Origin of the sequence: Novosphingobium sp., from assembly GCF_040079535.1 — a bacterium.
GTDB lineage: Bacteria > Pseudomonadota > Alphaproteobacteria > Sphingomonadales > Sphingomonadaceae > Novosphingobium.
In genome coordinates this window covers 47,783-72,623 of sequence record NZ_JBEBKB010000013.1, presented here as the reverse complement: position 1 = coordinate 72,623, position 24,841 = coordinate 47,783, and the positions used below count along the sequence as shown (strand labels likewise).

General features: G+C 60.8%; 30 protein-coding genes. 6 read left to right on the top strand and 24 right to left on the bottom strand.

Annotation, left to right across the window (positions count from 1 at the left end):
- Positions 1–174: 174 nt before the first annotated feature.
- The 4 genes from ABL914_RS06530 to ABL914_RS06515 form a co-directional block, all read right to left on the bottom strand.
- Positions 175–1,521, bottom strand: a complete 1,347-nt coding sequence (locus tag ABL914_RS06530) for a PQQ-binding-like beta-propeller repeat protein (protein WP_391562358.1) — start codon at positions 1,519–1,521, stop codon at positions 175–177.
- A gap of 23 nt (positions 1,522–1,544) precedes the next feature.
- Positions 1,545–2,339 carry a tetratricopeptide repeat protein gene (locus tag ABL914_RS06525; RefSeq protein WP_391562357.1) on the bottom strand — a complete coding sequence of 265 codons (795 nt, stop codon included), beginning with the start codon at positions 2,337–2,339 and terminating at the stop codon, positions 1,545–1,547.
- A gap of 116 nt (positions 2,340–2,455) precedes the next feature.
- Positions 2,456–3,592, bottom strand: coding sequence for a glycosyltransferase family 4 protein (locus ABL914_RS06520; RefSeq protein ID WP_391562356.1), 1,137 nt, complete (start codon positions 3,590–3,592; stop codon positions 2,456–2,458).
- Entirely contained in the window at positions 3,589–4,482 is an 894-nt protein-coding gene (locus tag ABL914_RS06515) for an alpha/beta fold hydrolase (protein ID WP_391562355.1), read from the bottom strand. Before ABL914_RS06515 ends, ABL914_RS06520 begins: the two co-directional genes overlap by 4 nt.
- 187 nt (positions 4,483–4,669) lie before the next feature.
- Between ABL914_RS06515 and astD the strand changes: the two genes are divergently transcribed.
- Positions 4,670–6,085 (top strand): succinylglutamate-semialdehyde dehydrogenase, encoded by a 1,416-nt coding sequence (astD, locus tag ABL914_RS06510; protein WP_391562354.1) that lies wholly within the window; start codon positions 4,670–4,672, stop codon positions 6,083–6,085.
- Between the two features lies 1 nt (position 6,086).
- Here astD and ABL914_RS06505 read toward each other — a convergent pair whose 3' ends face one another.
- A complete protein-coding gene (locus ABL914_RS06505) occupies positions 6,087–6,800 on the bottom strand; it encodes a hypothetical protein (RefSeq protein ID WP_391562353.1) in 714 nt (237 codons plus the stop codon).
- A gap of 186 nt (positions 6,801–6,986) precedes the next feature.
- On the opposite strand from ABL914_RS06505, the gene rarD reads away from it, so the two are divergent.
- On the top strand, positions 6,987–7,895 hold the full coding sequence (rarD, locus tag ABL914_RS06500; RefSeq protein WP_391562352.1) for an EamA family transporter RarD: 909 nt from the start codon (positions 6,987–6,989) through the stop codon (positions 7,893–7,895).
- On the opposite strand, the gene pyrC is transcribed toward rarD, so the two are convergent.
- Positions 7,872–8,909, bottom strand: a complete 1,038-nt coding sequence (pyrC, locus tag ABL914_RS06495; RefSeq protein WP_391562351.1) for a dihydroorotase — start codon at positions 8,907–8,909, stop codon at positions 7,872–7,874. The two genes, rarD and pyrC, sit on opposite strands and share 24 nt — an antisense overlap.
- A gap of 134 nt (positions 8,910–9,043) precedes the next feature.
- On the opposite strand from pyrC, the gene ABL914_RS06490 reads away from it, so the two are divergent.
- Both ABL914_RS06490 and ABL914_RS06485 read left to right on the top strand, forming a co-directional pair.
- Positions 9,044–10,966 (top strand): hypothetical protein, encoded by a 1,923-nt coding sequence (locus ABL914_RS06490; protein ID WP_391562350.1) that lies wholly within the window; start codon positions 9,044–9,046, stop codon positions 10,964–10,966.
- A gap of 43 nt (positions 10,967–11,009) precedes the next feature.
- Positions 11,010–11,723, top strand: coding sequence for a YgfZ/GcvT domain-containing protein (locus ABL914_RS06485; protein ID WP_391562349.1), 714 nt, complete (start codon positions 11,010–11,012; stop codon positions 11,721–11,723).
- On the opposite strand, the gene ABL914_RS06480 is transcribed toward ABL914_RS06485, so the two are convergent.
- The gene (locus ABL914_RS06480; RefSeq protein WP_391562348.1) at positions 11,708–12,307 is read right to left on the bottom strand and encodes a TetR/AcrR family transcriptional regulator; all 600 of its coding nucleotides are present in this window, start codon (positions 12,305–12,307) and stop codon (positions 11,708–11,710) included. The genes ABL914_RS06485 and ABL914_RS06480 overlap by 16 nt on opposite strands.
- Before the next feature lie 28 nt (positions 12,308–12,335).
- Between ABL914_RS06480 and ABL914_RS06475 the strand changes: the two genes are divergently transcribed.
- Positions 12,336–13,232 carry a metal-dependent hydrolase gene (locus tag ABL914_RS06475; RefSeq protein ID WP_391562347.1) on the top strand — a complete coding sequence of 299 codons (897 nt, stop codon included), beginning with the start codon at positions 12,336–12,338 and terminating at the stop codon, positions 13,230–13,232.
- 52 nt (positions 13,233–13,284) lie between these two features.
- On the opposite strand, the gene ABL914_RS06470 is transcribed toward ABL914_RS06475, so the two are convergent.
- The 3 genes from ABL914_RS06470 to rplU form a co-directional block, all read right to left on the bottom strand.
- Positions 13,285–13,839: a GNAT family N-acetyltransferase gene (locus ABL914_RS06470; protein ID WP_391562346.1), complete on the bottom strand. Its 555-nt coding sequence runs from the start codon at positions 13,837–13,839 to the stop codon at positions 13,285–13,287.
- Positions 13,840–14,058: 219 nt separating this feature from the next.
- Positions 14,059–14,325, bottom strand: a complete 267-nt coding sequence (rpmA, locus tag ABL914_RS06465) for a 50S ribosomal protein L27 (RefSeq protein ID WP_391562345.1) — start codon at positions 14,323–14,325, stop codon at positions 14,059–14,061.
- A gap of 19 nt (positions 14,326–14,344) precedes the next feature.
- Positions 14,345–14,764, bottom strand: coding sequence for a 50S ribosomal protein L21 (gene rplU / locus ABL914_RS06460; protein ID WP_391562344.1), 420 nt, complete (start codon positions 14,762–14,764; stop codon positions 14,345–14,347).
- Positions 14,765–14,940: 176 nt separating this feature from the next.
- Between rplU and ABL914_RS06455 the strand changes: the two genes are divergently transcribed.
- Entirely contained in the window at positions 14,941–15,456 is a 516-nt protein-coding gene (locus tag ABL914_RS06455; RefSeq protein WP_391562343.1) for a hypothetical protein, read from the top strand.
- Here ABL914_RS06455 and ABL914_RS06450 read toward each other — a convergent pair.
- The 14 genes from ABL914_RS06450 to ABL914_RS06385 form a co-directional block, all read right to left on the bottom strand.
- Positions 15,453–15,896: a molybdenum cofactor biosynthesis protein MoaE gene (locus ABL914_RS06450; RefSeq protein WP_391562342.1), complete on the bottom strand. Its 444-nt coding sequence runs from the start codon at positions 15,894–15,896 to the stop codon at positions 15,453–15,455. The genes ABL914_RS06455 and ABL914_RS06450 overlap by 4 nt on opposite strands.
- 3 nt (positions 15,897–15,899) lie before the next feature.
- Positions 15,900–16,136: a MoaD/ThiS family protein gene (locus tag ABL914_RS06445; protein ID WP_391562341.1), complete on the bottom strand. Its 237-nt coding sequence runs from the start codon at positions 16,134–16,136 to the stop codon at positions 15,900–15,902.
- Position 16,137: 1 nt separating this feature from the next.
- Complete coding sequence (gene moaA / locus ABL914_RS06440; RefSeq protein WP_391562340.1) at positions 16,138–17,142, bottom strand: GTP 3',8-cyclase MoaA; 1,005 nt, start codon at positions 17,140–17,142, stop codon at positions 16,138–16,140.
- Positions 17,139–17,483: a Rossmann fold domain-containing protein gene (locus ABL914_RS06435; RefSeq protein ID WP_391562339.1), complete on the bottom strand. Its 345-nt coding sequence runs from the start codon at positions 17,481–17,483 to the stop codon at positions 17,139–17,141. The genes moaA and ABL914_RS06435 overlap by 4 nt, the downstream gene beginning before the upstream one ends.
- On the bottom strand, positions 17,483–17,854 hold the full coding sequence (locus ABL914_RS06430) for a dihydroneopterin aldolase (RefSeq protein ID WP_391562338.1): 372 nt from the start codon (positions 17,852–17,854) through the stop codon (positions 17,483–17,485). The genes ABL914_RS06435 and ABL914_RS06430 overlap by 1 nt, the downstream gene beginning before the upstream one ends.
- Positions 17,855–18,745, bottom strand: a complete 891-nt coding sequence (locus ABL914_RS06425) for a class I SAM-dependent methyltransferase (RefSeq protein WP_391562337.1) — start codon at positions 18,743–18,745, stop codon at positions 17,855–17,857.
- A complete protein-coding gene (gene thrC, locus ABL914_RS06420; protein ID WP_391562336.1) occupies positions 18,745–20,145 on the bottom strand; it encodes a threonine synthase in 1,401 nt (466 codons plus the stop codon). The genes ABL914_RS06425 and thrC overlap by 1 nt, the downstream gene beginning before the upstream one ends.
- A gap of 70 nt (positions 20,146–20,215) precedes the next feature.
- A complete protein-coding gene (locus ABL914_RS06415; protein ID WP_391562335.1) occupies positions 20,216–20,824 on the bottom strand; it encodes an SURF1 family protein in 609 nt (202 codons plus the stop codon).
- The gene (locus tag ABL914_RS06410; protein ID WP_391562334.1) at positions 20,821–21,216 is read right to left on the bottom strand and encodes a DUF983 domain-containing protein; all 396 of its coding nucleotides are present in this window, start codon (positions 21,214–21,216) and stop codon (positions 20,821–20,823) included. The genes ABL914_RS06415 and ABL914_RS06410 overlap by 4 nt, the downstream gene beginning before the upstream one ends.
- Position 21,217: 1 nt before the next feature.
- Positions 21,218–22,039 carry a cytochrome c oxidase subunit 3 gene (locus ABL914_RS06405; RefSeq protein ID WP_391562333.1) on the bottom strand — a complete coding sequence of 274 codons (822 nt, stop codon included), beginning with the start codon at positions 22,037–22,039 and terminating at the stop codon, positions 21,218–21,220.
- A gap of 68 nt (positions 22,040–22,107) precedes the next feature.
- Entirely contained in the window at positions 22,108–22,722 is a 615-nt protein-coding gene (locus ABL914_RS06400; RefSeq protein WP_391562332.1) for a cytochrome c oxidase assembly protein, read from the bottom strand.
- 2 nt (positions 22,723–22,724) lie between these two features.
- Entirely contained in the window at positions 22,725–22,853 is a 129-nt protein-coding gene (locus ABL914_RS06395; RefSeq protein ID WP_391562331.1) for a hypothetical protein, read from the bottom strand.
- Complete coding sequence (locus tag ABL914_RS06390) at positions 22,850–23,770, bottom strand: heme o synthase (RefSeq protein ID WP_391562330.1); 921 nt, start codon at positions 23,768–23,770, stop codon at positions 22,850–22,852. The genes ABL914_RS06395 and ABL914_RS06390 overlap by 4 nt, the downstream gene beginning before the upstream one ends.
- A 40-nt stretch (positions 23,771–23,810) precedes the next feature.
- Positions 23,811–24,770 carry an alpha/beta fold hydrolase gene (locus ABL914_RS06385; protein WP_391562329.1) on the bottom strand — a complete coding sequence of 320 codons (960 nt, stop codon included), beginning with the start codon at positions 24,768–24,770 and terminating at the stop codon, positions 23,811–23,813.
- Positions 24,771–24,841 lie beyond the last annotated feature (71 nt).

The window sequence follows — 24,841 nt, the reverse complement described above, 5'->3', positions numbered from 1 at the left end:
CCCCCACCGCAACCCTTCGGGCGGGCCGATTTTGGCCTGTGGACAGCGTTGCTCGTCGATCACGATGCTATGGCATCGCTCACTCCTTGCGCCTCCCCACAAACCAAAATCGGCTCCGTCAGGATGGTACAATGTCATGTCTTCACGCTCTAAGACCCGGGTAACGCCGTTCGATCACTTGAACGCGGTAATCTGTCCGCTGTCATCCAATACATACAGCATCGATCCGGCCACAACCGGAGCCAAACTGATCGGAGCGCCCAATGTCGTCACCTTGGAGGGCTGGCCATCGGCTGCTGCTGCCGAGAAAACCTGCCCTTGCGAGTTAACGAACCACAACCGGTCGCCCGCCAGAACCGGGCCCGACCAGAAGATCGGCGATTTCTTCTTTTTCATGTTGCCGAAGGTATCAAGCTGGGTCAGCCAGCGAATCTTGCCGGTGGCCCGCGCGATGCACAGCAGGCGGCCATCATCCGTCAGCGTGAAAATCCAGTCTCCGGCGACCGAGGGGGTTGATATCCCGGCAAGGTTAAGCTCCCAGATCCGCTGCCCGGTAACCAGTTCATAGGCAGCCATGCGCCCGCCCTGGCCCAGCGCATAAACCCTGCCCCGATCGATGATCGGATCGGCATCGATATCGGTCAGCACCCCAACCGAGGTTGAAAGCGATGTCCGCGCCAGCGCATCAGACCAAACTTCGCGGCCGTTTTCATAGCGATAGGCGATCAGTTCACCGGTAGAAAATCCAGCAATAACAGTGCCTTGTCCAGCAGCAGGCGCCGCCACGCCAAAAACGCCGGTCTGCCCGACAGACGCCGCTGCATTCCAGATCTGCGCGCCATCATCCGCGTTCAGTGCGATAATCTGGTTGGACTGGGTCATCACGAAAATCGAATTGAACGCAATTGATGGCGATCCGCGCAGCGGACCCGAAGGCTTTACCTTCCAGACCTGTTTGCCATCAGCGGCTTCAAGCGCGGCCACTTCGCCCACCCCGGTGGTAACGTAAACCCGCTCGTTCGAATAACTGACCCCGCCGCCATAGACCGAGTTTGAGCCATCACCCTTGATCTTGAACGTGGCAGTCCACTTTTGCGCGCCGGTCTTGGCATCGAACGCATGAACAATACCGTCGGTATCCATCACAAACAGCTGCCCGCCGCCAATCACCGGCGCTGCGGCCAGACGCTGGCGCTTGGTCGAGCCGGATATCCGGGCGCTCCAGACCTTTTGCGGGGCCGCAGCCAGGGCCAGGTTGCCATAACTTTTGTTGGCCGTGCCGCCAGCCTGGGCCCAATCGGCGTTTTCTGTGGCAGGCGGAACGATTACCGCCACGTTGGCCAGCGCTGGATCGATCTTGGCGCTGGTATCCACCTGCACAAGGATTGGAATCCGGTTGCCCACGGTGGGGGTTGCGACAGTCTTTTTCTTGCCGCCAATCGCACCGCACCCGGCAAGGCCAAGCGCCAAGGCCAGAACCAGCGGAGCAGCAAGACGGCGGTTACGCAAAATCGAATGCATCTGATATTCCTTGGCTTGGGCCATTATTGCTTGGCAGTGGCGGCGGCGGCATCTTTGGCCGCGCCTGATGGATCGCCGGGGCTATCGCTCGGCACGTCATCGCCGCCATCAAAGCCGAGGCCGCTGGCGATCTGCCGGGTACGCTTGCGCAGCGATTCCGGTACGTTCTTGTCATTGCCGATCTGGGCAAACAGGGGGCCGGCCAGTTCAGGCTTTCCGGCATCAAGATAGGCCATGCCAAGCAGTTCGCCGGCACTGCCAAAAAAGGCATTGCCCGGCACAGCCAGCGGCTTGAGCTTGGCGATCACATCTTCGGGCTTCATCGCATCATAGCGGATCGAAACTTCGCGAATTGTAGCCAGATCACGGAACACCTTGGGCATGCTGGTATCAGCAGCGATTGCGGCGAATTTCTTCGCTGCTTCTTCAGATTTGCCCTGTTCCTGCGCGATTGCGGCCAGGCTCATCGCCACTACCGCGCGATTGCCGTCGCTGCCCTGCCCGGACAAAGCTGAAAGATCCTTGGCCGCGCCATCAAGCTGGCCGGCATCGACCTTGTCGAGCGCCAGGATGACTTTTTCGCTGATTTCACCAGCGGCCTGCTTCTTGGAATTGTCCCAGACCATGTAGCCGCCCATGGCCACCAGCCCGATTACAATCGCCGCGCCCACGGGCTTGGCCCAGCGTTTAACCGCATCGACCATCTGTTCTTCACGCAGCGCTTCATCAACCTCGCGCAGGAATCCGTCCTGCTGCGCCGCATCGCGTTCTGCGGACTTGGATGGAGCGGGAGGATTTTTCGGAGGTTCGCTGGCCAAGGGTACTGCCTTTTGGTGGCTGATTGAGGATTGCGGCGGTGTTTAGCGAAGTGGCTGGCCTTTTCAACGCGCATCTTGTGGCTATGCCCCGCTGAAGCGCGGGTGAACGGGATAGTTCAGGGAAAATTCGCCTTGCCCATGGCCGCGCCATAGACCGCGCGGTAGGCCGCAATCATGCTGGCTTCGTCATAATCGCGCCGGGCCCGATCGCGGTTGGCAGCCCCGATGGCCGCGCGCTGCGTCGGATCGGCGGCGGCATCGGCCAAGGCCCGGCCCAATGCGGCATCATCGCTAGTCGGAACAATCCAATCGGCATTTTCACTTGCAACCATGCCAGCAACATCGCCAACCGCCGGGCTGACCACAGCCAGCCCGCCAGCCATGGCTTCAACCACCGATATCGGGAATTGCTCGCTATCAGATGACAGCGCGAACAGATCGAACAGGCCCAGAACCCGGGCCGGATCACTGGCAAATCCGGGCAGATGCACCCGTTCGGCCACGCCCAGCCGCTGGGCTTCGGCAAGGATCGCGCCGCGCTCTGGACCTTCTCCTACGATAACCAACTGCCACGCCGCCGGCATCGCGGCAAAGGCCCGGACCAGCCGCGGCAGATTCTTGATCGCGCGCAGCCCGGCAAGCGTTCCAAGCCACAAATCGCCGGGCTTTTTGATCAGACCAGGCACAGCATCAGGCGCCGCCACCGTGCCATAGGCGGCAAGATCGATCCCATTCGCGATCCGAACCAGCCTGCGTGCCGGAACCCGCCAGGCATCGCCGGCAATGCCCTCAAGCCGGCGCGATGGCACCACCAGCGCCGATGCGCCGCCCAGGGCAATGCGCCGAAACAAATTTCGGCGCGGATTAAGCCGGCCTATTTCATCCTGGTTGAAACCATCCTCATGGTGGACCAGCGGCGCAAGGCCCAGGCCGGCCCGATAGAACCGATGGGCCGCAACCGCATCCATCGCGCCCCAATTGTACGTCAGCACCAGATCAAACCCGCGCATCGCCTTGGCCAGATGGAACAATCGCCAAGGCGTGGGCCGGCCCGAAAGCGCGGGAAAATCACAAGGGTATTGCACCGACACCTGCGAATTGATCGCCGCCGCCGCGCCCAATTGGCCCTGAACCCCACTGATCAGCACATGGTCGATCCCGGGGCCAAATGCATTCATCAGCTTGGCCGCGCGCAGTTCCTTACCGCCGGGTGAGAAACTTGAGTGAAGATGCAGGACCCGAAGCGGCTTCATGCAATGCGGGCCAGCAGCCGATCTATCGCCGCGGCGGCTTCTGGTTCGTTCAGCATCGGCGCATGGCCAACGCGCGGCACGGTGACGGCTTCAGCATCGGGCAACGCCTTGGCCATCTTGCCTAGCACCGTTTTGGCCAGGACATCCGAAAGCTCGCCACGCAGCAGGGTAACCGGGCGGCCATTGAGCGCGTTCAGCGCGGGCCACAGATCAACCCCGCCTTCCCCGCCGGGCTGCGACAACGGTTCGGCGATACGCATATCATAATCAAACACGATCCGGCCGTTGCTGCCCACTACCATGCTGCGTTTGGCAACGCTCAACCACTCTCCGATTGCAAAATTCGGAAAGACCGGTCCCTGGTTTTCCTCAAGCGCGCGAGCCGCATGCATCCAGGTTGGGAAGCTGCGGCCCTGCCCCACATAGCCGCGAATCCGTTCAAGCCCATCGGGGGAGATTTCCGGCCCAACATCGTTGAGCACAGCGCCGGCAATCCGTTCAGGCATGGTCAGGGCCATCAACATGGTCAACAGCCCGCCCAGCGATGTGCCGATCGAAACGAACCGATCGATCCTGGCCTGTTCAAACAGCAGCCCCAGATCCTCAACATACTGCAGCGGGTTGTAGCTGGCAGGATCCTTGGCATAAGCACTATCGCCGCGGCCCCGCAAATCGGGGCAGACAACCCGCCAGTTTCCGGCAAGTCTACTTGCAAGATCACTGAAATCGCGAGCGTTTCTGGTCAGCCCCGGCAGGCACAACAGCGCAGGACGGTCTGCCGCACCGGGATAGTCGCGGTAGTGCAGCCTAAGGCCATCACGACTGGTCCAGAACTGATCGGAAAACCCGCTTTCAGCTGGCAGGGGAACAAAGGCGGGCGAACTGGTCATCTTGCGAGAACTTCCTTACTGGATGGCCGCCCCGGCGCAAGTATCGCTTGCAGCCCCAAGACTGGCCACGCCAGGTGCCGCAAAATCGATTTCTGTTAAATTAAGCAAGGCTTTGCATTTTCCTGCTCTAAGGCTAAGGGCCAAACTGCAACCAACACATGCGGGCAATCGCGGGCGGGGACATCACTTGAGCTCTCCAGTACTAGTATCGTTTGAACCAGCAACCGGGGCCGAGCTGTGGCGCGGCAAGCATGGTAACGTCGATGATATCGTCGATCGGTCGCGCCGGGCCTGGCCCGCATGGGCCGCACAGCCACTGGCCAATCGGATCGAGCTTATGCGCCGCTTCGCCAACGAAGTGCGCAAATCCTCCGAAGAACTGGCTACCGTAATCGCGCGCGAAACCGGCAAGCCCCTGTGGGAAGCCCGCACCGAAGTTGAAAGTGTGGTCAACAAGGTCGAGATTTCAATCCGCGCCTACGCTGAACGCACGGCCCAGCGCAAGCTTGACAATGCCTTGCAGGGCACCGCTTCGCTGCGGCACAAGCCGCATGGCGTGATGGCCGTTCTGGGGCCGTACAATTTCCCCGCGCATCTGCCCAACGGACACATCGTTCCGGCGCTGATTGCGGGCAATGCGATTGTTTTCAAGCCTTCGGAAAAAACCCCGGCCACGGCAGAGCTGCTGGTTCGCTGTTTCCATCGGGCCGGCATTTCCGCGGCCGTTGTCCAACTGCTGATTGGTGGACCGGAAGAAGGTCAGGCGCTGGTTGGCCATGAAGGGATCGACGGGATCCTGTTTACCGGATCGGCCCACACCGGAATTGCGATCAATCGCCGGTTGGCTGTCCGGCCAGACAAGATCGTGGCGCTGGAAATGGGCGGCAATAATCCAATCGTGGTCTGGGATACGCCCAAGATCACCGATGCCGCCGCGCTTGTTGTGCAATCGGCATTCACCAGCGCGGGCCAGCGCTGCACCGCCGGACGCCGGCTGATTATCAAGGCATCGATGTATGATGCCGTAATTGCCGAAGTTAAGCGGCTGGCAGACCGGATTATCGTTGGTGCGCCGTTTGATGATCCCGCCCCGTTCATGGGCCCGGTGATTGACAATGCCGCCGCCGATGGGCTGACCGAGAGCTTCCTTTATCTGCTCAGCCATGGCGGCAAGGCGATCAAGCACATGGTCCGCACCGATGATAAGCTGCCATTCCTTTCGCCCGCGATCATTGATGTCACCGGGGTAAAAGACCGACCCGATGTCGAACTGTTCGGGCCTTTGCTGCAGATTGTCCGGGTAGACGATTTTGACGAGGCGATCGCTGAAGCGAACAACACCCGGTTTGGCCTGTCGGCATCATTGGTGGGCGGCAGCCCGCAGGATTACAACCGGTTCTGGGCCAATGTCCGGGCCGGGGTCATCAACTGGAACCGGCCGACCAACGGAGCCAGCTCTGGCGCTCCGTTTGGCGGGGTTGGCCTTTCGGGCAATCATCGTCCCAGTGCCTATTATGCAGCCGATTATTGCGCCTATCCGGTTGCCTCAACCGAAATGGATCAGCCGCGCGCATTGATCGGTGTGGGCCTGCGCGAAGACTAGCTCAAAGCTCAGAGGTTATCAGATCGACCTCGGTCAACCCGTCAGCGCGCTGGCGGGCATAAACGCCATATCCTTGCTTGCCACTGGTCCCGGCCACCACTTCATCGGCGCCCTCGCGGCGGCGCTGAACCGGCAGCTTGGCTTTGGCTGCACTGGCGGAATAAAAATCCACAACATCGCTAACCGCCACCACGGTAACGAACCGGATCGAACGCAGCTTGCAACCCGGCGCATCGCTGCCGCCGGCCACCATCGTATGGCCGCGCGGATAGATCGGCAACATGGCCGGCAGCCGCGCCGCCCAGATCGCCGAAAACTGGAAGCTGTTCAGGCATGCGCCGCGGCCCAGCCCGCTGGCCTCAGCCGTTGCCATAACCGTTTCCGCGCCAGCCAATTGTGACTTTTCCTTGGTTTGCTGCGCCACCGGAGCCGGATCGATCTTGCCGCCGAACAGCGCTGCTGCGGCATTAAGCGCGGCAGCCTTTTCTTCTGGCGTGTTCTTGAACCCAGGAATTTGCGCACTGGCAGGGCCGCCGCCGGTCAGCGCCGATCCGCCGCGGCTTTGCGCGGCAAGATCGGGATCGGCCATGATCGGATCGTTCACCGCGTCAGCCACCACCGGATCGCGGCTGGCCTGCGCATTGTTGCTCTTACTGTCTGAACAGGCGGCCAAGGCCAACAGCGCGACCGGGAACAGATAAACCAGCTTCAACACTTCAGGCCCCTTGAAAACCAGCCAGACCAAGCCAGGCAGACATGGTCAGTTACATGGGCACAAGATACTGGCTTGCCAAGCGCAATGGTGCGATCGATCGCAATCCAGGCCATAATCGGCGCTTCTGAACAGGGCTCGCAACTGCGGCTCTTGCCCGCATGCTGATGCGCCGCTAGCCCCGCTGCCATGCCCGCAACCTATGCCTCGCACCGCCACGCCGGTCTGATTATGGCGATCACCGCTTATACGATCTGGGGCGTTATGCCGCTCTATTTGCTGCTGGTGCGCTGGGTTCCGGCCTATGAATTCATCGCCTGGCGGGTAATCTGCACAATCCCGGTTTGCCTGTTCTTTTTGCTGACGTTGCGACAATTCGCGGCGCTTGGCAGTGCGGTCCGGAACCGCCGAGTTTTGGCACTTCTGGCGCTCAGCGCACTGCTGGTTGCGATCAACTGGACGATCTATGTCGCCGCAGTGCAATCGGGCCAGGTCCTGGCGGCCAGTCTGGGCTATTACATCAACCCGCTTGCCAATGTTTTTGCCGGAACGCTGTTTCTTGGCGAGCGATTGACCCGCGGCCAATGGATCGCGGTGGCGCTGGCCGCGCTGGGGGTTTCGTTGCTGGCCTGGGACGCGCGTGAGATGCTGTGGATCAGCCTGTCACTTGCAGTCACTTTTTGCGCCTACGGGCTGGTCCGCAAATTGGCGCCAGTCGAATCGCTACCCGGGCTGACCATAGAAACGCTGATCCTGCTGGTGCCAGCGCTGCTAACCGTATGGTGGTATGCCCAAGGTCCGCAAGGCATCGCAATGGGCCGCGATGCCGGATCATCTGCGCTGCTGGCCTTTTCTGGCGCCATGACCGGGATCCCGCTGCTGCTGTTTGCCGCAGCAGCCCGGCGGATGGATTATTCGACCCTTGGAATGACCCAGTTTTTCGCGCCTACAATCGTTTTCGTGCTGGGCGTTACTGTGTTCGGTGAACCGCTAAGGCCCAGCCAATTGGCCTGCTTCGTGATGATCTGGTGCGCAATTGCCGTCTTCGTCTGGGATATCCTGATGCGTTCGCGTTCAGCCCAGCAAGCGCCAGCCTAATACCTCGCCAGCGCGGTAGGGCACCACTGGTGTGCCGTTTGCGTCGATCAAATCGGGCACCACCGTTTCGCCGCGCTCCAGCGTGATTGTTTCAGCATTGACCGGCAGGCCATAGAAAGCCGGGCCATTGCGGCTGGCAAATGCCTCAAACCGGTCCAGCGCGCCTTCTTCGCTGAACACTTCAGCATAACATTCCAGCGCATTGGGTGCGTTGAAAATACCGGCACAACCGCAGGCTGCCTCCTTTGCCGCAACAGCATGCGGCGCGCTATCCGTGCCGAGGAAAAATTTGGCATTGCCAGAGGTTGCCGCTCTGCGCAGCGCCAGCCGGTGCACCTCGCGTTTGGCAACGGGCAGGCAATAGGCGTGCGGCCGGATCCCGCCAGCAAACATCGCGTTGCGGTTGATCTGCAAATGTTGCGGTGTAACCGTGGCCGCAACAGTGCCGGGGGCTTCCAGCACGAAATCGGCTGCATCTTGCGTGGTGATATGCTCGAATACCACTTTAAGCGCGGGGAAATCGCTGACCAGCGCGGTCATCACAGAATCGATGAACACGGCTTCGCGGTCAAAGATATCCACCGCCGGGTCAGTCACCTCTCCATGAACCAGCAGCGGCAGGCCCAGATCCTGCATCCGCTCCAACGCCGAATAGATATTGCGCACATCGGTGACGCCATGGGCCGATCCGGTTGTGGCATGTGCTGGGTATAGCTTGGCTGCAGTGAATACGCCTTCAGCCTGGCCACGCGCCAGTTCATCGGGATCGATCCCGTCGGTCAGATAGCAAGTCATCAGCGGGGTGAACTGGGCGCCGGCCGGCAATGCGGCGATGATCCGGCTGCGATAGGCGAGCGCAGCTGCTACTGTGGTGATCGGCGTGGGCAGGTTGGGCATCACGATCGCCCGGGCAAACTGGCGGGCAGTATGCACCGCCACGCCCGCCAACACGGCGCCGTCGCGCAAATGGACATGCCAATCATCGGGGCGCGGGATTATCAGGCGATTCGTCATGCAACGCCCATGGCACAGATGGCGGCGCAGGTCATTCGTCGGGCGCGCAAGCCCATCCATCGACCCGTCCAAGACCGATCCAATAGTTGTGTTACAGCCGCAACACACCAATTCCACGAGGTGGGGAGAAGCTCATGAGAAATCGCGCATTCCTGCGCCACGGGGTTGCTTGTGCGGCGCTCTTTTTCAGTCCCGCAGCAGCATTTGCGCAAGACGCCGAAAATGCCGTGGAAAGCGCTGAGGATGCTTTCGGCACCTCTACCGGGCACGACCAGATCGGGGTCTATGACGAGGGCAACGTACGCGGCTTTTCTCCAGGCAGCGCTGGCAACTACCGGATGGAAGGTATGTATTTCGATATCCAGGGCGGATTGGGCGGCCGGGTAATCGAAGGATCAGCCATCAAGGTTGGCACCGCAGCGCAGGGCTATGCCTTCCCGGCGCCAACCGGGGTGGTTGATCTTACGCTCAAGAAAGCGGGCGAGCAGGCCAGCGCCACACCATTCCTGTCTTATGACAGCTTTGGCGCGCGCGGGGCAGAACTCGATGTGCAGTTGCCCCTGGCCGGCAAGACGCTATCGCTTTCCGCCGGGGTCGGACTTTTTGATAACCACTATTCCAATGGCGGAGGTTCTACCGGAATGAACGCCGGCACCGTGCTGCGGTGGCGGCCGGCGCCAAGGGTGGAATTGCTGGCCTTTGCCAATCATCAGGAAAACAATGATGAAACCGCGTCGCTGATTTACATCGCGAATGGCAATTTCCTGCCGCAGCGCCCCAAGCGCGGCACTTTTGGCGGGCCGCGCTGGGCGCAATCGAACGCAGAATCGAACACATTCGGCCTGGTCGGCCATGCCAATCTTGGCGATTGGACAGTCCGCACCGGGCTGTTCCGTTCCAGCTTTTCGAGCACCGGCGGGTTTACCAGCCTGGCCTTCGTTGAACCCGATGCCACCACCCAGCGACAGATCTTTGCCTCACCAGCGAACAATTCGGCATCGTGGAGCGGCGAGGCGCGGCTATCGCGCCGCCTGGGCGATGGCCCGCGCCAGCATCTGATCACATTGACGCTGCGCGGCCGATCGATCGATTCGGGTTATGGCGGCGGCGAACTGATCGATCTGGGCACGGCCGGATTGAATGAGGAAATCCAGCCCCCTAGACCCAACTTCGCGTTCGGCCCTCTAACCGGGGATTTCACCCGCCAACTAAGCGGCGGCCTTTCGTACAGCTTCAAGTGGAAGGGCATAGGCGAGCTTACCGCCGGGCTGCTGCGGACCCATTATTCCAAACGCGTTGAAGCCCCCCTTAGCCCAGCTGCGCGCGGGTCCACCGATGCCAACCTGCCCTATTTCAGCGCCGCACTGACCGTCACCCCCAGGCTGACCTTGTACGGCAGCTTTGTTAGAGGCCTTGAGGATTCGGGATCAGCCCCCGGCTATTCGAGCAACGCCAACGAGGTTCTGCCGGCCAGCCGCACCCGGCAATACGATTTTGGGCTGCGCTGGACCCCGATCAAGGACACCACATTGATCGCCGGGTTCTTCAATATCTCCAAGCCCTATATCGATATCGACAGTGCGAACCATTTTGGCGAGTTGGGCCGGGTTACCAATCGCGGGATCGAATTCAGCCTGACCACCAATCCAACCAAAAACGTGCGGATTGTGGCTGGCGGGGTTTGGCTGGATCCGCAGGTTGTGGCCTCGCCGCTGATCGCCCAGCCGGTCGGCCTGCGCCCGGTTGGGCAACCTCGGCTGCGCACCCGTTTCAACATCAATTGGACCCCGCCGTTTGCGCCGAAACTTACCCTCGATGCTTACGTGAACCATGATAGCGGCACCTATGCCACGATCGACAATTCGGTCTATGCACCGGGCGGCACCCGGTTCGGATTTGGCGGGCGTTATCGGTTCAAACTGGCCGGGCAGGATTTCACCGCCAAAGTCGGGATCTACAACGTATTCGATGCCTACGTACTGATCCCCTACGGCAGCAGCGTCTATGGCTATAACATCCAGCGCAACGTTCAGGGTTGGATCACCACAGAGTTTTGATCGGCGGTTGCCAGCAGCCGCAGCAGCGCCCACTTAGACACTGATGACCGCAACCCGCCTTGCTGCCCGCACCGTGATCCGCATTTCCCCTGCGGAGGGCGATGAAGACGTGCGCGGGTTTATACAGGGCTTGGTGACCAACGATGTCGCCGGCTTGCTACCCGTCTGGGCAGCGCTGCTTAACCCGCAAGGCAAGGTGCTGTTTGATTTTCTGATCTGGGATGACGGCGCCGATCTGCTGATCGATTGCGAGGCGAGCCAGGCCGAGGCGCTGGTGAAGCGGCTCTCGCTTTACCGCTTGCGCCGCCGGATTGCGATTGCCGTGGATCCGGCAGTTGCGGTGCACTGGCAGGCCGCAAGTGGCCCCTCACCGGATCCAAGGCTGGCAGCGCTTGGGCAGCGCTGGCTGGGTGATCCAGACGGTGAAACCGCTGATGATCAATGGCTTGCCGCGCGGCTTTCCCAGGGCATCTGCGAAGGCCAGGCCGAACTTTCTGAACTGCTTTGGCTTGAATGCAACGCGGCTGAGCTAAACGGGGTCAGCTTCACCAAGGGCTGCTACGTTGGCCAGGAAAACACCGCCCGGATGAACTGGCGGCAAAAGGTGAACCGGCGGCTGATGGTGGTTGCGCTGAACGATAGTGATCCCAAACGACAACGCGCGGCCTATCCCGAACTGGGCCTGGCAGTGGATCATTTGCGGGTGGAGGAAATTCGCGCGGCGTGGCGGCCGGGTTGGCTTCAGCTTGAAGTCTGATCCGCGACTGTAATCCCCGCGGCGATCGCCCCCTCAATCAGCATCTTTTCCGCCATATCGCGCGCGGCCGTTCGCGGCAGGCCCAGCGATTGCGCCAACGGGCCGCCCATCAAGGCATCGCCCAGCGCCATCAGACACAGCGCATGCGTCACATCGTGCATCTTGCCGCTATCGTGCTCACCCAGATCGTCCACCAATTCGTGGATCACCTCAAGCAGCGGATCAAGCGCATCCTCGTTGCCGTTCATCAGCATCCAGGTGGCCAGCGCGCCGCCGCCTTCCTTGTCAAAAGCATCGAACGTCAGATCAACCACATCGCGCGGAGATCCCTCACCAGCGCGGGTCGCCAGAACGGCATCTTCGATCGTGGCGCAAATAGTGACAGCAAGATGCTGTGCCAGCTCCTTTTGCAGGCCTGCGGCCGATCCGAAATGGTGCAGCAAATTGGCATGGGTGCGGCCAATTCGCGAAGCTACAGCCTTCAGCGTCACCGCTTGCGGGCCCAATTCGATCAGCAGCGCACGCGCGGCTTCCAGCGCCACGGTGCGGCTCTCTTCCTGGGTGAGGCGTTTCCTTATTGACATCAGTGTAAGTTGCCTTAAATAGCGGCCTATGAACGCCCCCACCAAATTCCCCCTCGACGTAGAACCCATTGCCCTGGCCGGCAAGGCTGTTCCTACCCCGACAGATCTTGAGATTGTTGTGCGCGATCGCCGCTTTGGCCGCGATCAGGCGCCGCCGCGCTGGTGGCTGAACAACGATCCGATTGCCACCGCCTGGCACAATGCCCTTTCCGCCACCTTTCCGCGCGGCGAGGCGATGTTCATCGAGGCGGTCAAGGCGCACCGCGAAGGCGTTCCGGCCAAGCTTGACGCTGAAATTCGGGCTTTCGTGAAGCAGGAAATCAACCACACGCGCGAACACATTGTGCTCAACAAGGCAGCCCAGGACGCCGGATACGATATCGCCAGGATTGACGCCCGGATCGAAGAGCTGATGCAGGAAATCCGCAAACGCCCGGCGATCGTCAACCTGTGCGCAACCATGGCGCTGGAACACTACACCGCAATGATGGCCCACGAATTTCTGGCCAATCCGAAACATTTTGCCGGCGGCGATGCCGAAACGGTGGCGCTGTGGCGCTGGCATGCAATCGAAGAGATCGAGCACAAGGGCGTTGCCTTCGATACGTTCATGCACGCCACCCGCGATTGGAGCACCTGGCGCCGTTACAGAATCAAGAGCCTGATGATGCTGGTCATCACGCAGAATTTTATCCGCAACCGCTGGAAGGACACACTGGAACTGCTGGCGCAGGACGGGCTTACAGGCTGGAAGATCAAAGCCAAGCTGGCCTGGTACCTGCTGGGCACCCCCGGTGTGCTGCGCAAGATTGTCCCCGCATGGTTCGCCTATTTCATGCCCGGCTTCCACCCCTGGAACCATGATGACCGGGCGCTGATTGGCAAAGCTGACAGCGAATTTCCGGACGCGGTGTTGGGTCAGTAACCATGTCCTCTCCATTTTTGGCGAATGCCACAAATGGAGAGGATCTTGTTATTTACGCCACGCGCCGGCCCATCGGCCCATCGCAATTGCTCGGCGCGGCCAGTTCCATTGCGTGCTCGATCGATTGGACATCGTGCCCGCGGGCCAAGCTGTAGCGTTGGCGGATCTGCCCAGTAGGTTTGAAACCAACCTTGCGAAGCACCCGGCCCGATGCCGGATTGTCAACGAAATGGCCCGCTATCAAGCGCTGGTGGCCCAGTGTGCGAGCCAGACCGATCACTGCGCGGGAAGCCTCGCTGGCATAGCCCTTGCCCCAATGATCACGAGCGAACCAATAGCCCAGCTCAACCTCTCCATCAACTTCGGCCAAACCGACACACCCGATCAGCTGTGCTGGTGCGCTGCTGGTCGGCAGCGTCACAAAGAAGTGCGGCAGGCGCTTGTCCTGCTCCTTGCTGGCAAAATAGCGCGCATCGTCGGCGGTATAGGGCCACGGTGCTTTGGCCAGATTTTTGATCACGGCTTCGTCATCAATCCGGGCCAGCAATTCCTGCCAGTCCTCGGGCCATCCGGGCCTCAGGAACAGCCTTTCGCTGCGAATGAACATTTCTCTACTCCCGCCATTCGCCCCACGCAGGCCACTAGCGCCAGCGTGTGACATTGCCATTACGGCTTGCGTCAGGGTGCACCCGGATTGGGGCGTTCTGATCAAGCCGTGCAGAGGGAGAGACGAAAAAAGGGAGACGGGTTGGCCCCTCTCCCTCATTCGGCCGGTTCAAAGCCCGGCGGGACCATCCATCATGGACAGCCCGTTATCGGCTGTCCGCTATTCGGCTGCCTGCGGCATATCGACCGAGACGTACTTGCGGCCAAGTTTGCCAAGGTGAAAGCGCACGCGGCCTGCGACCAGCGCAAACAGGGTGTGATCCCGGCCCAGACCAACATTGGAACCCGGATACACCTTGGTCCCGCGCTGGCGGATAATGATATTGCCGCCGATCACTTCCTGACCGCCGAACTTCTTGACGCCAAGGCGGCGGCCCGCTGAATCGCGACCGTTGCGCGAAGAACCGCCTGCTTTCTTGTGTGCCATCTCAATCTACTCCGAAATCTTATTCAGCCGCGCCGGCCGCATCGGCCTTCTTGGCGGGGGCTTTCTTGACGGGCTTTTCAGCTGCAGCAGCTTCAACCTTGGGCTCAGCTTCCTTCTTGGGAGCAGCAGCCTTTTTGGCTTCACCACCAACCGCCACGATGCGCAGCAGGGTCAACTGCTGGCGGTGGCCGGCCTTGCGGCGATAGTTGTGGCGGCGACGCTTCTTGAAAACGATCACCTTTTCGCTCTTCGCCTGGGCGATGATTTCGGCCGAAACGACAACGCCCTTGGCGTCCTTCACTTCGCCGCCGTCACCTGCAAGCAGGACGTCGGAAAGGGTAATGGTCTCACCGGCTTCACCAGCCAGCTTTTCGACCGCGATTTTATCGCCGGCGGCAACCCGGTATTGTTTGCCGCCCGTGCGCACTACTGCGAACATGGTGCTCTTATCCGTTCTCTAGCATCAAACCACCCGGCGATTCGGGCAGCACATCGGCCCCAAACCTATGGCAGGGGGTCCGAAAGAAGGGCAGCCCCTAGTCGAAGGTGCCATTACTGTCAACGCCCACAAGGCGCATACTGGCAAGTTCTGCAAGCCATGCTATGCGCAAAGCCATGCGGTACAGCTCTTCTTTTGCCCTGCCCCTATTTGCAGCCATCGCGCTGGGCGCCTGCTCGCAAAGTATAGGCGAATATCCTTCGCTGGCCAAGCGCCCGGCCGAACGTGTTACGGCTATATATGGCGTGCCTGATGCAGCACCGGCGCAGACGCCGTTGGCCCAGCCCGATGCAGCGGTTCTCGGGCAGATCGATTCGCTGCTGGCACAGGCAGGCCGGGGCGATGCCCGGTTCCGGCGCGGCGAGCCCACCGCCCAGCGAATGGTCGCGCAGGCTGGACGGGCCCGGATCGGAAGCGAGCCTTGGTCATTGGCCACGATGGCCGTATCAGAGCTTGAGGCAGCCCGCGGTGAAACCATGGTCCCGCTGGCCGAGCTTGACCGGCTTTTTGCCGAGGCCTTCACCCAGGGCCTGGATGTAACCGCGATCGCCAAGGCCCGCGGTACAGTGATTGCAATTGTTGGCCGACAGGATGATGTGCTGAGCGGACTTCGCCAGCGGCTTGGAAATTAGTCCCAGCGCGCCAGATCAGCATGATCCTGCGCGCGCGGCTCTATCCAGCTCCACACGCCGCCGCGCTTTTCGCGCTTCCAGAACCAGGCCTTGCTTTTGAGGTGATCCATCACATAGTCGGCCGCGTCAAAGGCAGCGCGGCGGTGGCTGGCGATTGCCGAAACGCAGACTATCGGCTCCCCTGGGCGCAGTTCGCCAACCCGGTGCAAAATCAGGATCCCCATCAGGCCAAACCGTTCTGCCGCGCGCGCGGCCAGGCTTTCCATGCCCGGCAGGGTCAATGGGGCATAGTGGCTTAGCTCGAGCGCTTCGACCCCGCCTTCGCCGCGCACTTCGCCCACAAAGGTGCAGACCGCGCCCAAACCCGGATGGGCAGTGGTGAACTGGCCGATAAATTGGCCGGGATTGAACACGCCCTCAAGCAGCCGAACGTCAATCACGCCCTAACCCCCACTGACGGGCGGCAAAAAAGCAAGCTCGTCGCCCGCGGTCAGTTCGATGCTTTCAGGGTTTGCGATCAATTCGCCGTTCAGCGCAATGCGCACCCGTTCATCCAGCACCGCCACGGCCAGCGCCGCTGGCAACCCGCCCAGAATGCCGGCCAACAACCCTGGTTCAACCGCCATTTCAGCCGCCCCGGCCCGATCGGCCAATTTGCCCAGAAAAACCAGCCGGGCCACCTTAGCCCCCGGTCATCGACATGTGCCGGGCCAAGGCCGGTGCGGCGCCGGCATTGCGGATTTCAAAATTGTGCCGTTCAGGCTTGATCCGCATTGCCATATCCAGCGCGGCGGCAAGCGCTGCTTCGCAATCATCGCTGCGCAGCGCGGCGCGCAGATCCACCTGTTCAGTCCCGCCAAGGCAGGCGAAAAGCTGGCCGGTGGCCGTTACCCGGACCCGATTGCAGCCATCGCAAAAATTGTTGGTCAGCGGGGTTATGAAGCCAAGCCGCCCACCGGTTTCTGCCACATCAACATACCGCGCCGGGCCGCCGCTGCGATGATCGCTTGTGGTAAGGGTGAAGCGCTGCTCCAGATCGGTGCGCACCTGGCTGAGCGGCAGGTACTGATCAAACCGGTCAGCCTCAACTTCGCCCAGCGGCATCACCTCGATCAAGGTATGATCCATGCCTTTACTATGCGCCCAGGCCATCAAGTCTGGAATTTCGGCGTCGTTAACGCCTTTCAGCGCCACGGTGTTGAGCTTGATCGAAAGGCCCGCTGCCAGCGCTGCATCGATCCCTTCAAGCACTTGCGGCAATTGGTCCCGCCGCGACAAAGCGGTGAATTTTGCGCGGTCCAGCGTATCAAGCGAGACATTGATCCGCCGCACTCCGGCTTTGCGCAGATCTTCGGCAAAACGGGCCAGCTGGGTGGCGTTGGTGGTCAGGGTCAGCTCGTCCAGCCCCGTACCGATTTGGCGGCCCAGCGCCCGCACCAGCTCGATCATGTCGCGCCGCACCAAAGGTTCACCACCGGTTAGCCGGATCTTGTTTACGCCGCGCGCAATGAAGCCCAGCGCCAGCTGTTCCAGCTCTTCCAGACTAAGTACATCCTTGCGGGGCAGGAAAACCTGAGCCTCGGGCATGCAATAGGTGCAGCGCAGATCACAGCGATCGGTGACAGACAGGCGAAGATACCTGATCCGGCGACCAAACTGGTCGATTAAAGGCGCAGTTGTGCTCATGTCGCAGAGCTTACCACAAGTCCGGCCCCGGCGTCATCCAGCACAAGGTACTGCCCGGTAATTCCCTCTGCGGTTTCCAGATAGGCGCAGGCCGCATTCCGGGCCGCCGCACCGCCGCCCGAAATGGCATTGATCCGCGCCGGAGTATGTTCGCGTGCCAATGTCTGCACGATTGCCAGCCTCCAGCCGCTGTGGGTGTAATCGGCGCCATCGAAAGCCAGAACCAGACACCCTTCTCCAGCATCAAGCCGCTGCTTGATCTGAGTTAGGACATCGCAGTGAAACGCCGCCGCCGCCGCGCTGGGGGATTCAGGCAGGCCGGATACGTCCAGCACGGGCATCAGCGCCGCTCGCGCGTTAGCGTCATGCCGATCTTTTCGCCATTTTCGCTGATCGCCAGTTTGACGATCTTGACTGTCACCGCTTCCACGCGCGCGTCCTGAACGAACAGCGTATCGCAGACATGATCGGCCACGGCCTCGATCAGCTTGAAATGCACGCCTGCCGGAAAGGCCGAAGACGCAGCCAACTTGAGGTCCATGTAGTTCTTGCTCGCCTCAAGCGGGGTGTCCGGTTCGTAATGCGGTTGCGCTTTGAGCCGCACCAAAATCGTAAAGCGCAGCGGCTGCGGACGGCCGGTTTCTTCCGAGTATATCCCGGTAAGAACGTTGTGCTCGAAATCGGCGACTTCCAGGATCAGGCTATCAGCCATTCAATCGTTGCTCCACCGGGCGAATATCGCAGTTGGCAGCAGCCGGCCATCAGCGCCGTCTTCTTGCACCGCCAGATCGCCATGCTCCAGTTTGCCGGGCAGGTCGCGGAAAATTTCATCGATTAGCCCGATCAATGCCAAGGATGACATTCGCACCGCATAAACCGTCAGGAACAAAAATTGGCTGTCTGCATCCAAAAGCTGACGGCAATCGGCCAGCAGGCCGGGAAGATGTTCCTCCAGCCGCCATACCTCGCCTTCTGGGCCGCGGCCAAATTTGGGCGGATCCAGAATAATCCCGTCATAACGCTTGCCCCGGCGCACCTCGCGCGCGGCAAATTTACCGGCATCGTCCACAATCCAGCGCACCGGCCGATCAGCGATCCCGGCCAGTTCAGCGTTGGCACGGGCCTGGCTGACTGATTTCTTGCTGGCATCAACATGGGTAACCGGGCCGAACTGGCTTAAGGCCTGGGTGCCAACCCCGGTATAGCCGAACAGGTTCAGCGTGGAGGCATCATTGCGCCCGCCCAGCCGCGCTCCCATCCAGTCCCACACCGGGGCCATATCGGGGAAGAAACCAAGATGGCGAAACGGGGTGCACTGGGCAGTAAATTTGGCTTCATGCCATGCCAGCGGCCAGCCGTCCTGCGGCACTGCGCGGCTTCCATAGGCCCAGCGCCCGCCGCCGTCCTCATCGCTACCCGGCACGAACTCTGCATCGGCAGGCCAGTGTTCCAGCCGCGGAGTCCACATCGCTTGCGGCTCGGGCCGAATGAAGCTGTAGGGGCCATAGCGTTCATATTTGCGGCCATGCCCGCAATCGACCAAACCGTAATCAGCCCAGCCATGCCCCGTCATGATCACGGGATCGAGAATCAATTCGGCCATCAGCCTTGTGCCGCGGCGTGCGCGGCAACATAATCGGCAATTGCAGCATAGTCGCCCGGCAGCTCCACCAAGCGCTCTTCACGCTGGAACAGTTCACCAATCCGGCTGGGTAACGTGGGCCGCTGGCCGGTCGCGCGTTCAACCGCATCGCGGAATTTGGCCGGATGTGCAGTGGCCAGCGTTACCACCGGAACTTCGCGCGCCAGCCCTGCGCTGCGCGCGGCATGAAGGCCGATCGCAGTGTGCGGATCCAGCAACTCGCCGGTGTTTTCCCAGCCCCAGCGGATCGCCTGACTCATTTCGTCAGGCGTAGCCCGCGCTGAAGAGAACAGCCGAGCTGCGCCTTCGCGTTGCAGGTTGGTCAATTGCATCGCCTTGGTGCTTTCGAATCCTGCCATCTGCGCCGCCAGCGCCGCCCCATCGCGTCCGCCCAGATCAAACAGCAGGCGTTCAAAGTTTGAAGATACCTGGATATCCATCGATGGCGCAGCAGTGGGGGTAACCGTGCCCGCTGAATAATCGCCGGTTGAAAGCGCCCGGTGCAGAATATCGTTGACGTTGGTAGCCACGATCAACCGCGCCACCGGCAGCCCCATCTGCGCCGCAACATAGCCGGCAAAGACATCGCCGAAATTGCCGGTCGGCACGGCAAATGCCACTTCGCGGCGCGGCGCACCCAATTGCAGGGCGGCAGCAAAATAATAGACCACTTGCGCCATCAGGCGTGCCCAATTGATCGAATTGACCGCGCCGATCCGAAAGCGCCCGGTCATCGCGGTGTCGCCAAACATCCGCTTCACAATGGCCTGGGCATCATCAAAGGTGCCGTCCATGGCGATGTTGTGGACATTGGGAGCCAGCACCGTAGTCATCTGCCGGCGTTGCACATCTGAAACGCGGCCCTTGGGGTGGAGCATGAATATATCGATCTTGGCCCGCCCAGCCACGGCATCGATCGCTGCCGATCCGGTATCACCGGAAGTCGCGCCAACGATCGTCAGCGGATCACCGCCCCGGCCCAGAAATTCTTCAAACAGCAGCCCCAACAGTTGCAGCGCCACATCCTTGAACGCCAGCGTCGGTCCATGAAACAGCTCTAGCAGCCAGTTCTGCTCATCCAGCTGCTTGAGCGGGGTCACCGCCTTGTGCGCAAAGCGGCCGTATGCCTGCGTGGTGAGTTCAAGCAGGCGTTCGTAAGTCAGGCTATCGCCCACGAACGGCGCCATGATCCGCGCAGCCAGCTCGGCATAAGGAAGCCCGGCCATTGCGGCAATCTCATCGGCTGAGAAGCGCGGCCATTCGCGCGGCAGATAGAGCCCGCCATCGCTGGCCAGGCCAGCCAGCGTCGCGCCTTCGAAATCCAGCACCGGAGCGCCACCGCGGGTTGAGACATATTCCATGATCGGCGGCGTTAGCGATAGTGCGTGCAATTGAAAACCCCGCAAGCCCGCGCAGACTTATCGAAAATTGCTATGCGCCCCGCCGCCGCTTGCGCAGCGCGAGCGCGTAGATCACCAGCGCGGTGGCGGCGAACAGGAACCACTGGATCGCATAGGACCAGTGGTTGTTGGCAATGTTTGACAGATCGGGCCGGGCATTGGCCTGAAGACCGGCAAGCGGCGGATCGGCCAGGATATGCCATTGCTGCCGGTTGGTCATGCTTTCGGGCACGACAATCCCGGTAATCGCGCCGCCGCTCCACTGCACCGGTGATGGTGCCGAAGACCATCCTCCTGTCACGTTCACCTGGCCGCTGCGTCCAGCCGGCGTGTGAAATGTGCATTGAAAAATGTGAACCCAGCCGGGCTTACCCTGATCGTTGCGGCCTGCCTTGGGTCGATCCACGCCGCCATGATCGCACAGCACGCGCACGGGAGCATAGGCATCGGGATAGTCGTACAACTGGTCCCGGTTCATGTCGAACCCGTCTGGCGGATCGGCCAGGGCAGTCTCGAACTGCGTCAGCATGGTGTCCTTCTGATGCATCCGGTCAAGCTGCCAGAACCCCAGCCGGACCATCACCGCCACCGCCGCTAGCACCAGCAGCGTTGGAATCACCGGAACGCGCTTCAGGATCATGGCTTGCGCAGATCTTCGCCAGCAGCCTCAGCCGCACCGCGCTGAAATTCTGCCGCCAACAGCGCTGCCTTGGCAAGCCGAAGGCCCCACAGCGTTGCACCCAGGATCATTGGTGCCCAAAGCACCAGATGAACCCACAGCGGCGGTTCAAACGTCGATTGGACCCACAGCGCCAAACCAACGACGATTGCGCCGATTACCATGGTCAGAAACGCCGCTGGGCCGTCGCCGACATTGAAGCTTTGGTAATCGAGCCCGCAAGAGCCGCATTTCGGTGCGAACCCAGTCAGCCCACGAAACAGACCCTTGGCCCCGCATTTCGGGCAGAGCGCAAAAAAGGCAGCCTGGGCAATGCCCGGCTGCCCCTTTTGATCAGGCGGAACGCCAGTCAAATCAGTGGACCGGGTGGCCCCAGCCGCCCCAGACATAGACTGCGATGAACAGGAACAGCCACACCACGTCAACGAAGTGCCAGTACCACGCCGCCGCTTCGAAGCCGAAGTGGTGCTTGGGAGTGAAATCGCCGTTGTAGGCGCGCTTGAGGCAGACGATCAGAAAGATCGTGCCGATGATCACATGGAAACCGTGGAACCCGGTGGCCATGTAAAAGGCGCTGCCATAGGTGTTCTGACCGAAGGCAAACGGTGCACCGGCATATTCATAGGCCTGGATACCGCTGAACAGCAGGCCCAGCAGAATCGTGGCCCACAAGCCCTTTTTCAACCCATCGCGATCACCATGGATCAGGCTGTGGTGCGCCCAGGTAACCGTAGTGCCCGAGCACAGCAGAATCAGCGTATTGAGCAACGGCAGATCAAACGCGTTCATCACCGCTTCGATCGCCTTGGGCGGCCATTGCCCGGCTACAACTTCAGACAGGGCCGATGGGAACAGCGAAAAATCGAAGAAGGCCCAGAACCAGCCGACGAAGAACATAACTTCTGAAGCGATAAACAGGATCATGCCATAACGCAGATGCAACTGCACCACCGGGGTATGGTGGCCCTGATGCGCTTCAGTGATTACTTTCGACCACCACTGCCACATGGTGAACAGCACGCCCGCAAAACCAAGCGGAAATACGAATTTCCCAACCGGCATATCATGCATGAACATCACCAGCCCGCTGGTCATCACCAGCGCGGTAAGTGCGCCCATCAACGGCATGATATCGGGAGCGAGGATGTGGTATTGGTGGTTGGTCTTGCCGGCCATGACGGATCAGATCCCTGTTATCGAAAATGCCGGCAGGCCGCCCCGCCGACGTAGAATGCAAAGTGCCCTTATCGCGCCGATGTGCCCCGGTCCAGTGCCTTTGATGCGTCTTTCCCCGTCGCTGCCGACTGATCGGTCGATACGTGAAAAGTATAGCTCAGTGTGATCTGTTTGACCTGAGAGGCATCGGCATCGTTCAGGATTGCGGGATCGACATAGTAGTTGACTGGCATACTCACCGTCTGGCCGGGCTGCAGCGTTTGCAGATTGAAACAGAAACATTGGATCTTCATGAAATAGCGCGCCGCATATTCGGGCTCGACATTGAAGCTCGCCACCCCGGTTATCGGCCGGTCAGAAAGGTTCCTGGCGGTGAAATAGGCGAGCTTGCGCTCACCAATCCGCATTTCCGCGGTGACCTGGTCAGGGCCGAACTGCCACGGCATGCCCGCTGCAACATTCCCATCAAACCGTACCGAAATGGTCTGATCGGCCACTTGTACTGCTTCGGCCTCGGTCGTGCTGGCGCGCTGGGTGGTACCGCCAAAACCAGTCGCCTCGCAGAACATCCGATAAAGCGGGACCGACGCGAAACCAAGGCCCAGCATGCTGAGCGCAACCGCGCCGGCATAAAGCGCAACACGGCGATTCCTGCGCGGATCAATCGCGACCGAAAGCGCCATGTTCAGGCCATTCGCTTGACAATGGTGATCGCAAAAAACAGCACTACCAATGCCAGCAAGACCAATCCAAGCGCGGCGTTGCGCCCGCAAATGATACGGCGGCGTTGTTCCATCGGATCAGGTTCGGTCATGCAGAGACTCCAAGGATCAGGCGATCGGCCACCAATGCGCCAAACAGCGCGAAAAGGTAGATGACCGAAAAGGCAAAGAGGCGTTTTTCCGCGCGCATATCGGCATCGTTCGCCGCATTGCGGAAGGTCGCGACTTTCAGGCTGAGGAACAGGAACGCCGTGCCCAGCACCAGCGCGCTCAGGCCATAGATCCACCCGGTAAGCGCAAGCAGAAACGGTGCCATCGCGATCGGCAGCAGCAGAACGGAATAGACCAGGATCTGGCGCCGGGTGCTGTGGTGCCCGGCCACTACCGGCATCATCGGCACCCCGGCTGCGGCATAGTCAGTCTCTACAAACAGTGCGAGCGCCCAGAAATGCGGCGGGGTCCAGAAGAAGATAATCGCAAACAGCAGCACCGGCATCAGGGTGATGTCACCGGTTGCCGCGATCCAGCCGATCATCGGTGGAAACGCCCCCGCCCCGCCCCCGATCACGATATTCTGCGGGGTGCGCGGCTTTAGCCAGATCGTGTAGATCACGGCGTAATACACAATAGACAGCGCCAGAATTGCTGCCGCAAGCCAACCAACGGCCAGGCCCATCACCAGAACCGAGCCGATCGACAGGACCAACCCGAAATCGCGCGCTGCGGTGGGCTCCATCCGCCCGGCCGGCAATGGCCGATCCTTGGTGCGTTTCATCTTGGCATCAAGATCGGCTTCCCACCACTGGTTAAGCGCGCCCGATCCGCCCGCCCCAACCGCAATGCACAGGATCGCTACAAACCCCAGCACCGGATTAACCGAAATGGGCGCAGCCAGCATGCCGCACAGTCCTGTGAAAACCACCAGGCTCATCACCCTGGGTTTGGTCAACGACAGGAAATCGCGCCAATCGGCAGGCAAAGGAATCGGCGGGGCTGAAGCAAAAGGCATGGCGCGGCCTATAGGCCTGTCACACAGCGCTGGAAAGGGGCTAGAGCCGCCCCAGCCAGTCGAGCAACAGCAGGTTCACCGCTTCGGGGCGTTCCTGCTGGGTCCAATGCCCAGCCCCGGCCAGCACATGGCCTTCAACCTTGGGCGCAAACATCCGCATCATCGCCACCGGATCGGCTACTGCGCCGAACAGCGTGGTCGCAGGATCGCGGGTGCCGCCGATGAACAGGCACGGCTGTTCCAGCTGCTTGCCCTGCATTGGCTTAAGCCAATCATAGTCAAGCTCGTGATTCCGATAACGGTTCAGCGGCCCGCGAAAGCCTGATGCCTTGAATTCTGCCTCGTAATAATCGAGGTCAGCCGCGCTCAACCAGGGCACCGGGTGCGGATCGGGCAAGTCCTCTAGAAACGTAGCACCCAGCGGCTTGTTCCAGTAATCGCCCGGCGCCACATCGCCAGAGATCGAATACATCATTCGCGCCACAAAATCGCGCGGGTCCGCCTCGGCCTCAGCTTCGGCAACGCCGGGTTCCTGAAAATATTCCTGATAGAAGAACCGGCCCTGGCTGGTGAAATGTTCCCGGAATACCTCGGTAAAGGGCCGCATCGGCGCGCCTGAAAACGGCACCGATAGCCCCGCGACAGCGCGGATCCGCTCGGGCTGGGTGAACGCTGTGTTCCAGACTATTGGCGCGCCCCAATCATGGCCGATCAGAACCACCGGCTGGTCGGGAGAAAGGAAATCAGCCAGACCGATCAGATCCTGCGCGATGGCTTGCAGCGTATAGTCTTCAACCCTGGGCGGCTTGTCCGAGCCGCCATAGCCGCGCACATCAATCGCGCAGGCCGTGAAACCGGCCTTGGCGATTGGCCCGATCTGATGGCGCCAGGAATACCAGCTTTCGGGGAAGCCGTGGACCATGATGACCAATGGCCCGGTACCCTCGACCACGCAGCGCAAGCGCACCCCGCCAACATCGACAATCAGAAATGGCGGCATTCGCATCCCTCCAAAACAAAGCGCCCCGGCACCTTGCGGGCCGGGGCGCTTTCTGTCCAGCACGAAGGCCG

Excerpts from the sequence above, each read along its gene's own strand:
- ABL914_RS06530 (WP_391562358.1), bottom strand. The coding sequence starts at position 1,521 with ATGCATTCGATTTTGCGTAACCGCCGTCTTGCTGCTCCGCTGGTTCTG.
- ABL914_RS06520 (WP_391562356.1), bottom strand. The coding sequence starts at position 3,592 with ATGAAGCCGCTTCGGGTCCTGCATCTTCACTCAAGTTTCTCACCCGGC.
- ABL914_RS06515 (WP_391562355.1), bottom strand. The coding sequence starts at position 4,482 with ATGACCAGTTCGCCCGCCTTTGTTCCCCTGCCAGCTGAAAGCGGGTTT.
- rarD (WP_391562352.1), top strand. The coding sequence starts at position 6,987 with ATGCCCGCAACCTATGCCTCGCACCGCCACGCCGGTCTGATTATGGCG.
- pyrC (WP_391562351.1), bottom strand. The coding sequence starts at position 8,909 with ATGACGAATCGCCTGATAATCCCGCGCCCCGATGATTGGCATGTCCAT.
- ABL914_RS06490 (WP_391562350.1), top strand. The coding sequence starts at position 9,044 with ATGAGAAATCGCGCATTCCTGCGCCACGGGGTTGCTTGTGCGGCGCTC.
- ABL914_RS06485 (WP_391562349.1), top strand. The coding sequence starts at position 11,010 with ATGACCGCAACCCGCCTTGCTGCCCGCACCGTGATCCGCATTTCCCCT.
- ABL914_RS06480 (WP_391562348.1), bottom strand. The coding sequence starts at position 12,307 with ATGTCAATAAGGAAACGCCTCACCCAGGAAGAGAGCCGCACCGTGGCG.
- ABL914_RS06475 (WP_391562347.1), top strand. The coding sequence starts at position 12,336 with ATGAACGCCCCCACCAAATTCCCCCTCGACGTAGAACCCATTGCCCTG.
- ABL914_RS06470 (WP_391562346.1), bottom strand. The coding sequence starts at position 13,839 with ATGTTCATTCGCAGCGAAAGGCTGTTCCTGAGGCCCGGATGGCCCGAG.
- rpmA (WP_391562345.1), bottom strand. The coding sequence starts at position 14,325 with ATGGCACACAAGAAAGCAGGCGGTTCTTCGCGCAACGGTCGCGATTCA.
- rplU (WP_391562344.1), bottom strand. The coding sequence starts at position 14,764 with ATGTTCGCAGTAGTGCGCACGGGCGGCAAACAATACCGGGTTGCCGCC.
- ABL914_RS06455 (WP_391562343.1), top strand. The coding sequence starts at position 14,941 with ATGCGGTACAGCTCTTCTTTTGCCCTGCCCCTATTTGCAGCCATCGCG.
- moaA (WP_391562340.1), bottom strand. The coding sequence starts at position 17,142 with ATGAGCACAACTGCGCCTTTAATCGACCAGTTTGGTCGCCGGATCAGG.
- ABL914_RS06435 (WP_391562339.1), bottom strand. The coding sequence starts at position 17,483 with ATGCCCGTGCTGGACGTATCCGGCCTGCCTGAATCCCCCAGCGCGGCG.
- ABL914_RS06430 (WP_391562338.1), bottom strand. The coding sequence starts at position 17,854 with ATGGCTGATAGCCTGATCCTGGAAGTCGCCGATTTCGAGCACAACGTT.
- ABL914_RS06425 (WP_391562337.1), bottom strand. The coding sequence starts at position 18,745 with ATGGCCGAATTGATTCTCGATCCCGTGATCATGACGGGGCATGGCTGG.
- thrC (WP_391562336.1), bottom strand. The coding sequence starts at position 20,145 with ATGGAATATGTCTCAACCCGCGGTGGCGCTCCGGTGCTGGATTTCGAA.
- ABL914_RS06415 (WP_391562335.1), bottom strand. The coding sequence starts at position 20,824 with ATGATCCTGAAGCGCGTTCCGGTGATTCCAACGCTGCTGGTGCTAGCG.
- ABL914_RS06405 (WP_391562333.1), bottom strand. The coding sequence starts at position 22,039 with ATGGCCGGCAAGACCAACCACCAATACCACATCCTCGCTCCCGATATC.
- ABL914_RS06400 (WP_391562332.1), bottom strand. The coding sequence starts at position 22,722 with ATGGCGCTTTCGGTCGCGATTGATCCGCGCAGGAATCGCCGTGTTGCG.
- ABL914_RS06395 (WP_391562331.1), bottom strand. The coding sequence starts at position 22,853 with ATGACCGAACCTGATCCGATGGAACAACGCCGCCGTATCATTTGCGGG.
- ABL914_RS06390 (WP_391562330.1), bottom strand. The coding sequence starts at position 23,770 with ATGCCTTTTGCTTCAGCCCCGCCGATTCCTTTGCCTGCCGATTGGCGC.
- ABL914_RS06385 (WP_391562329.1), bottom strand. The coding sequence starts at position 24,770 with ATGCCGCCATTTCTGATTGTCGATGTTGGCGGGGTGCGCTTGCGCTGC.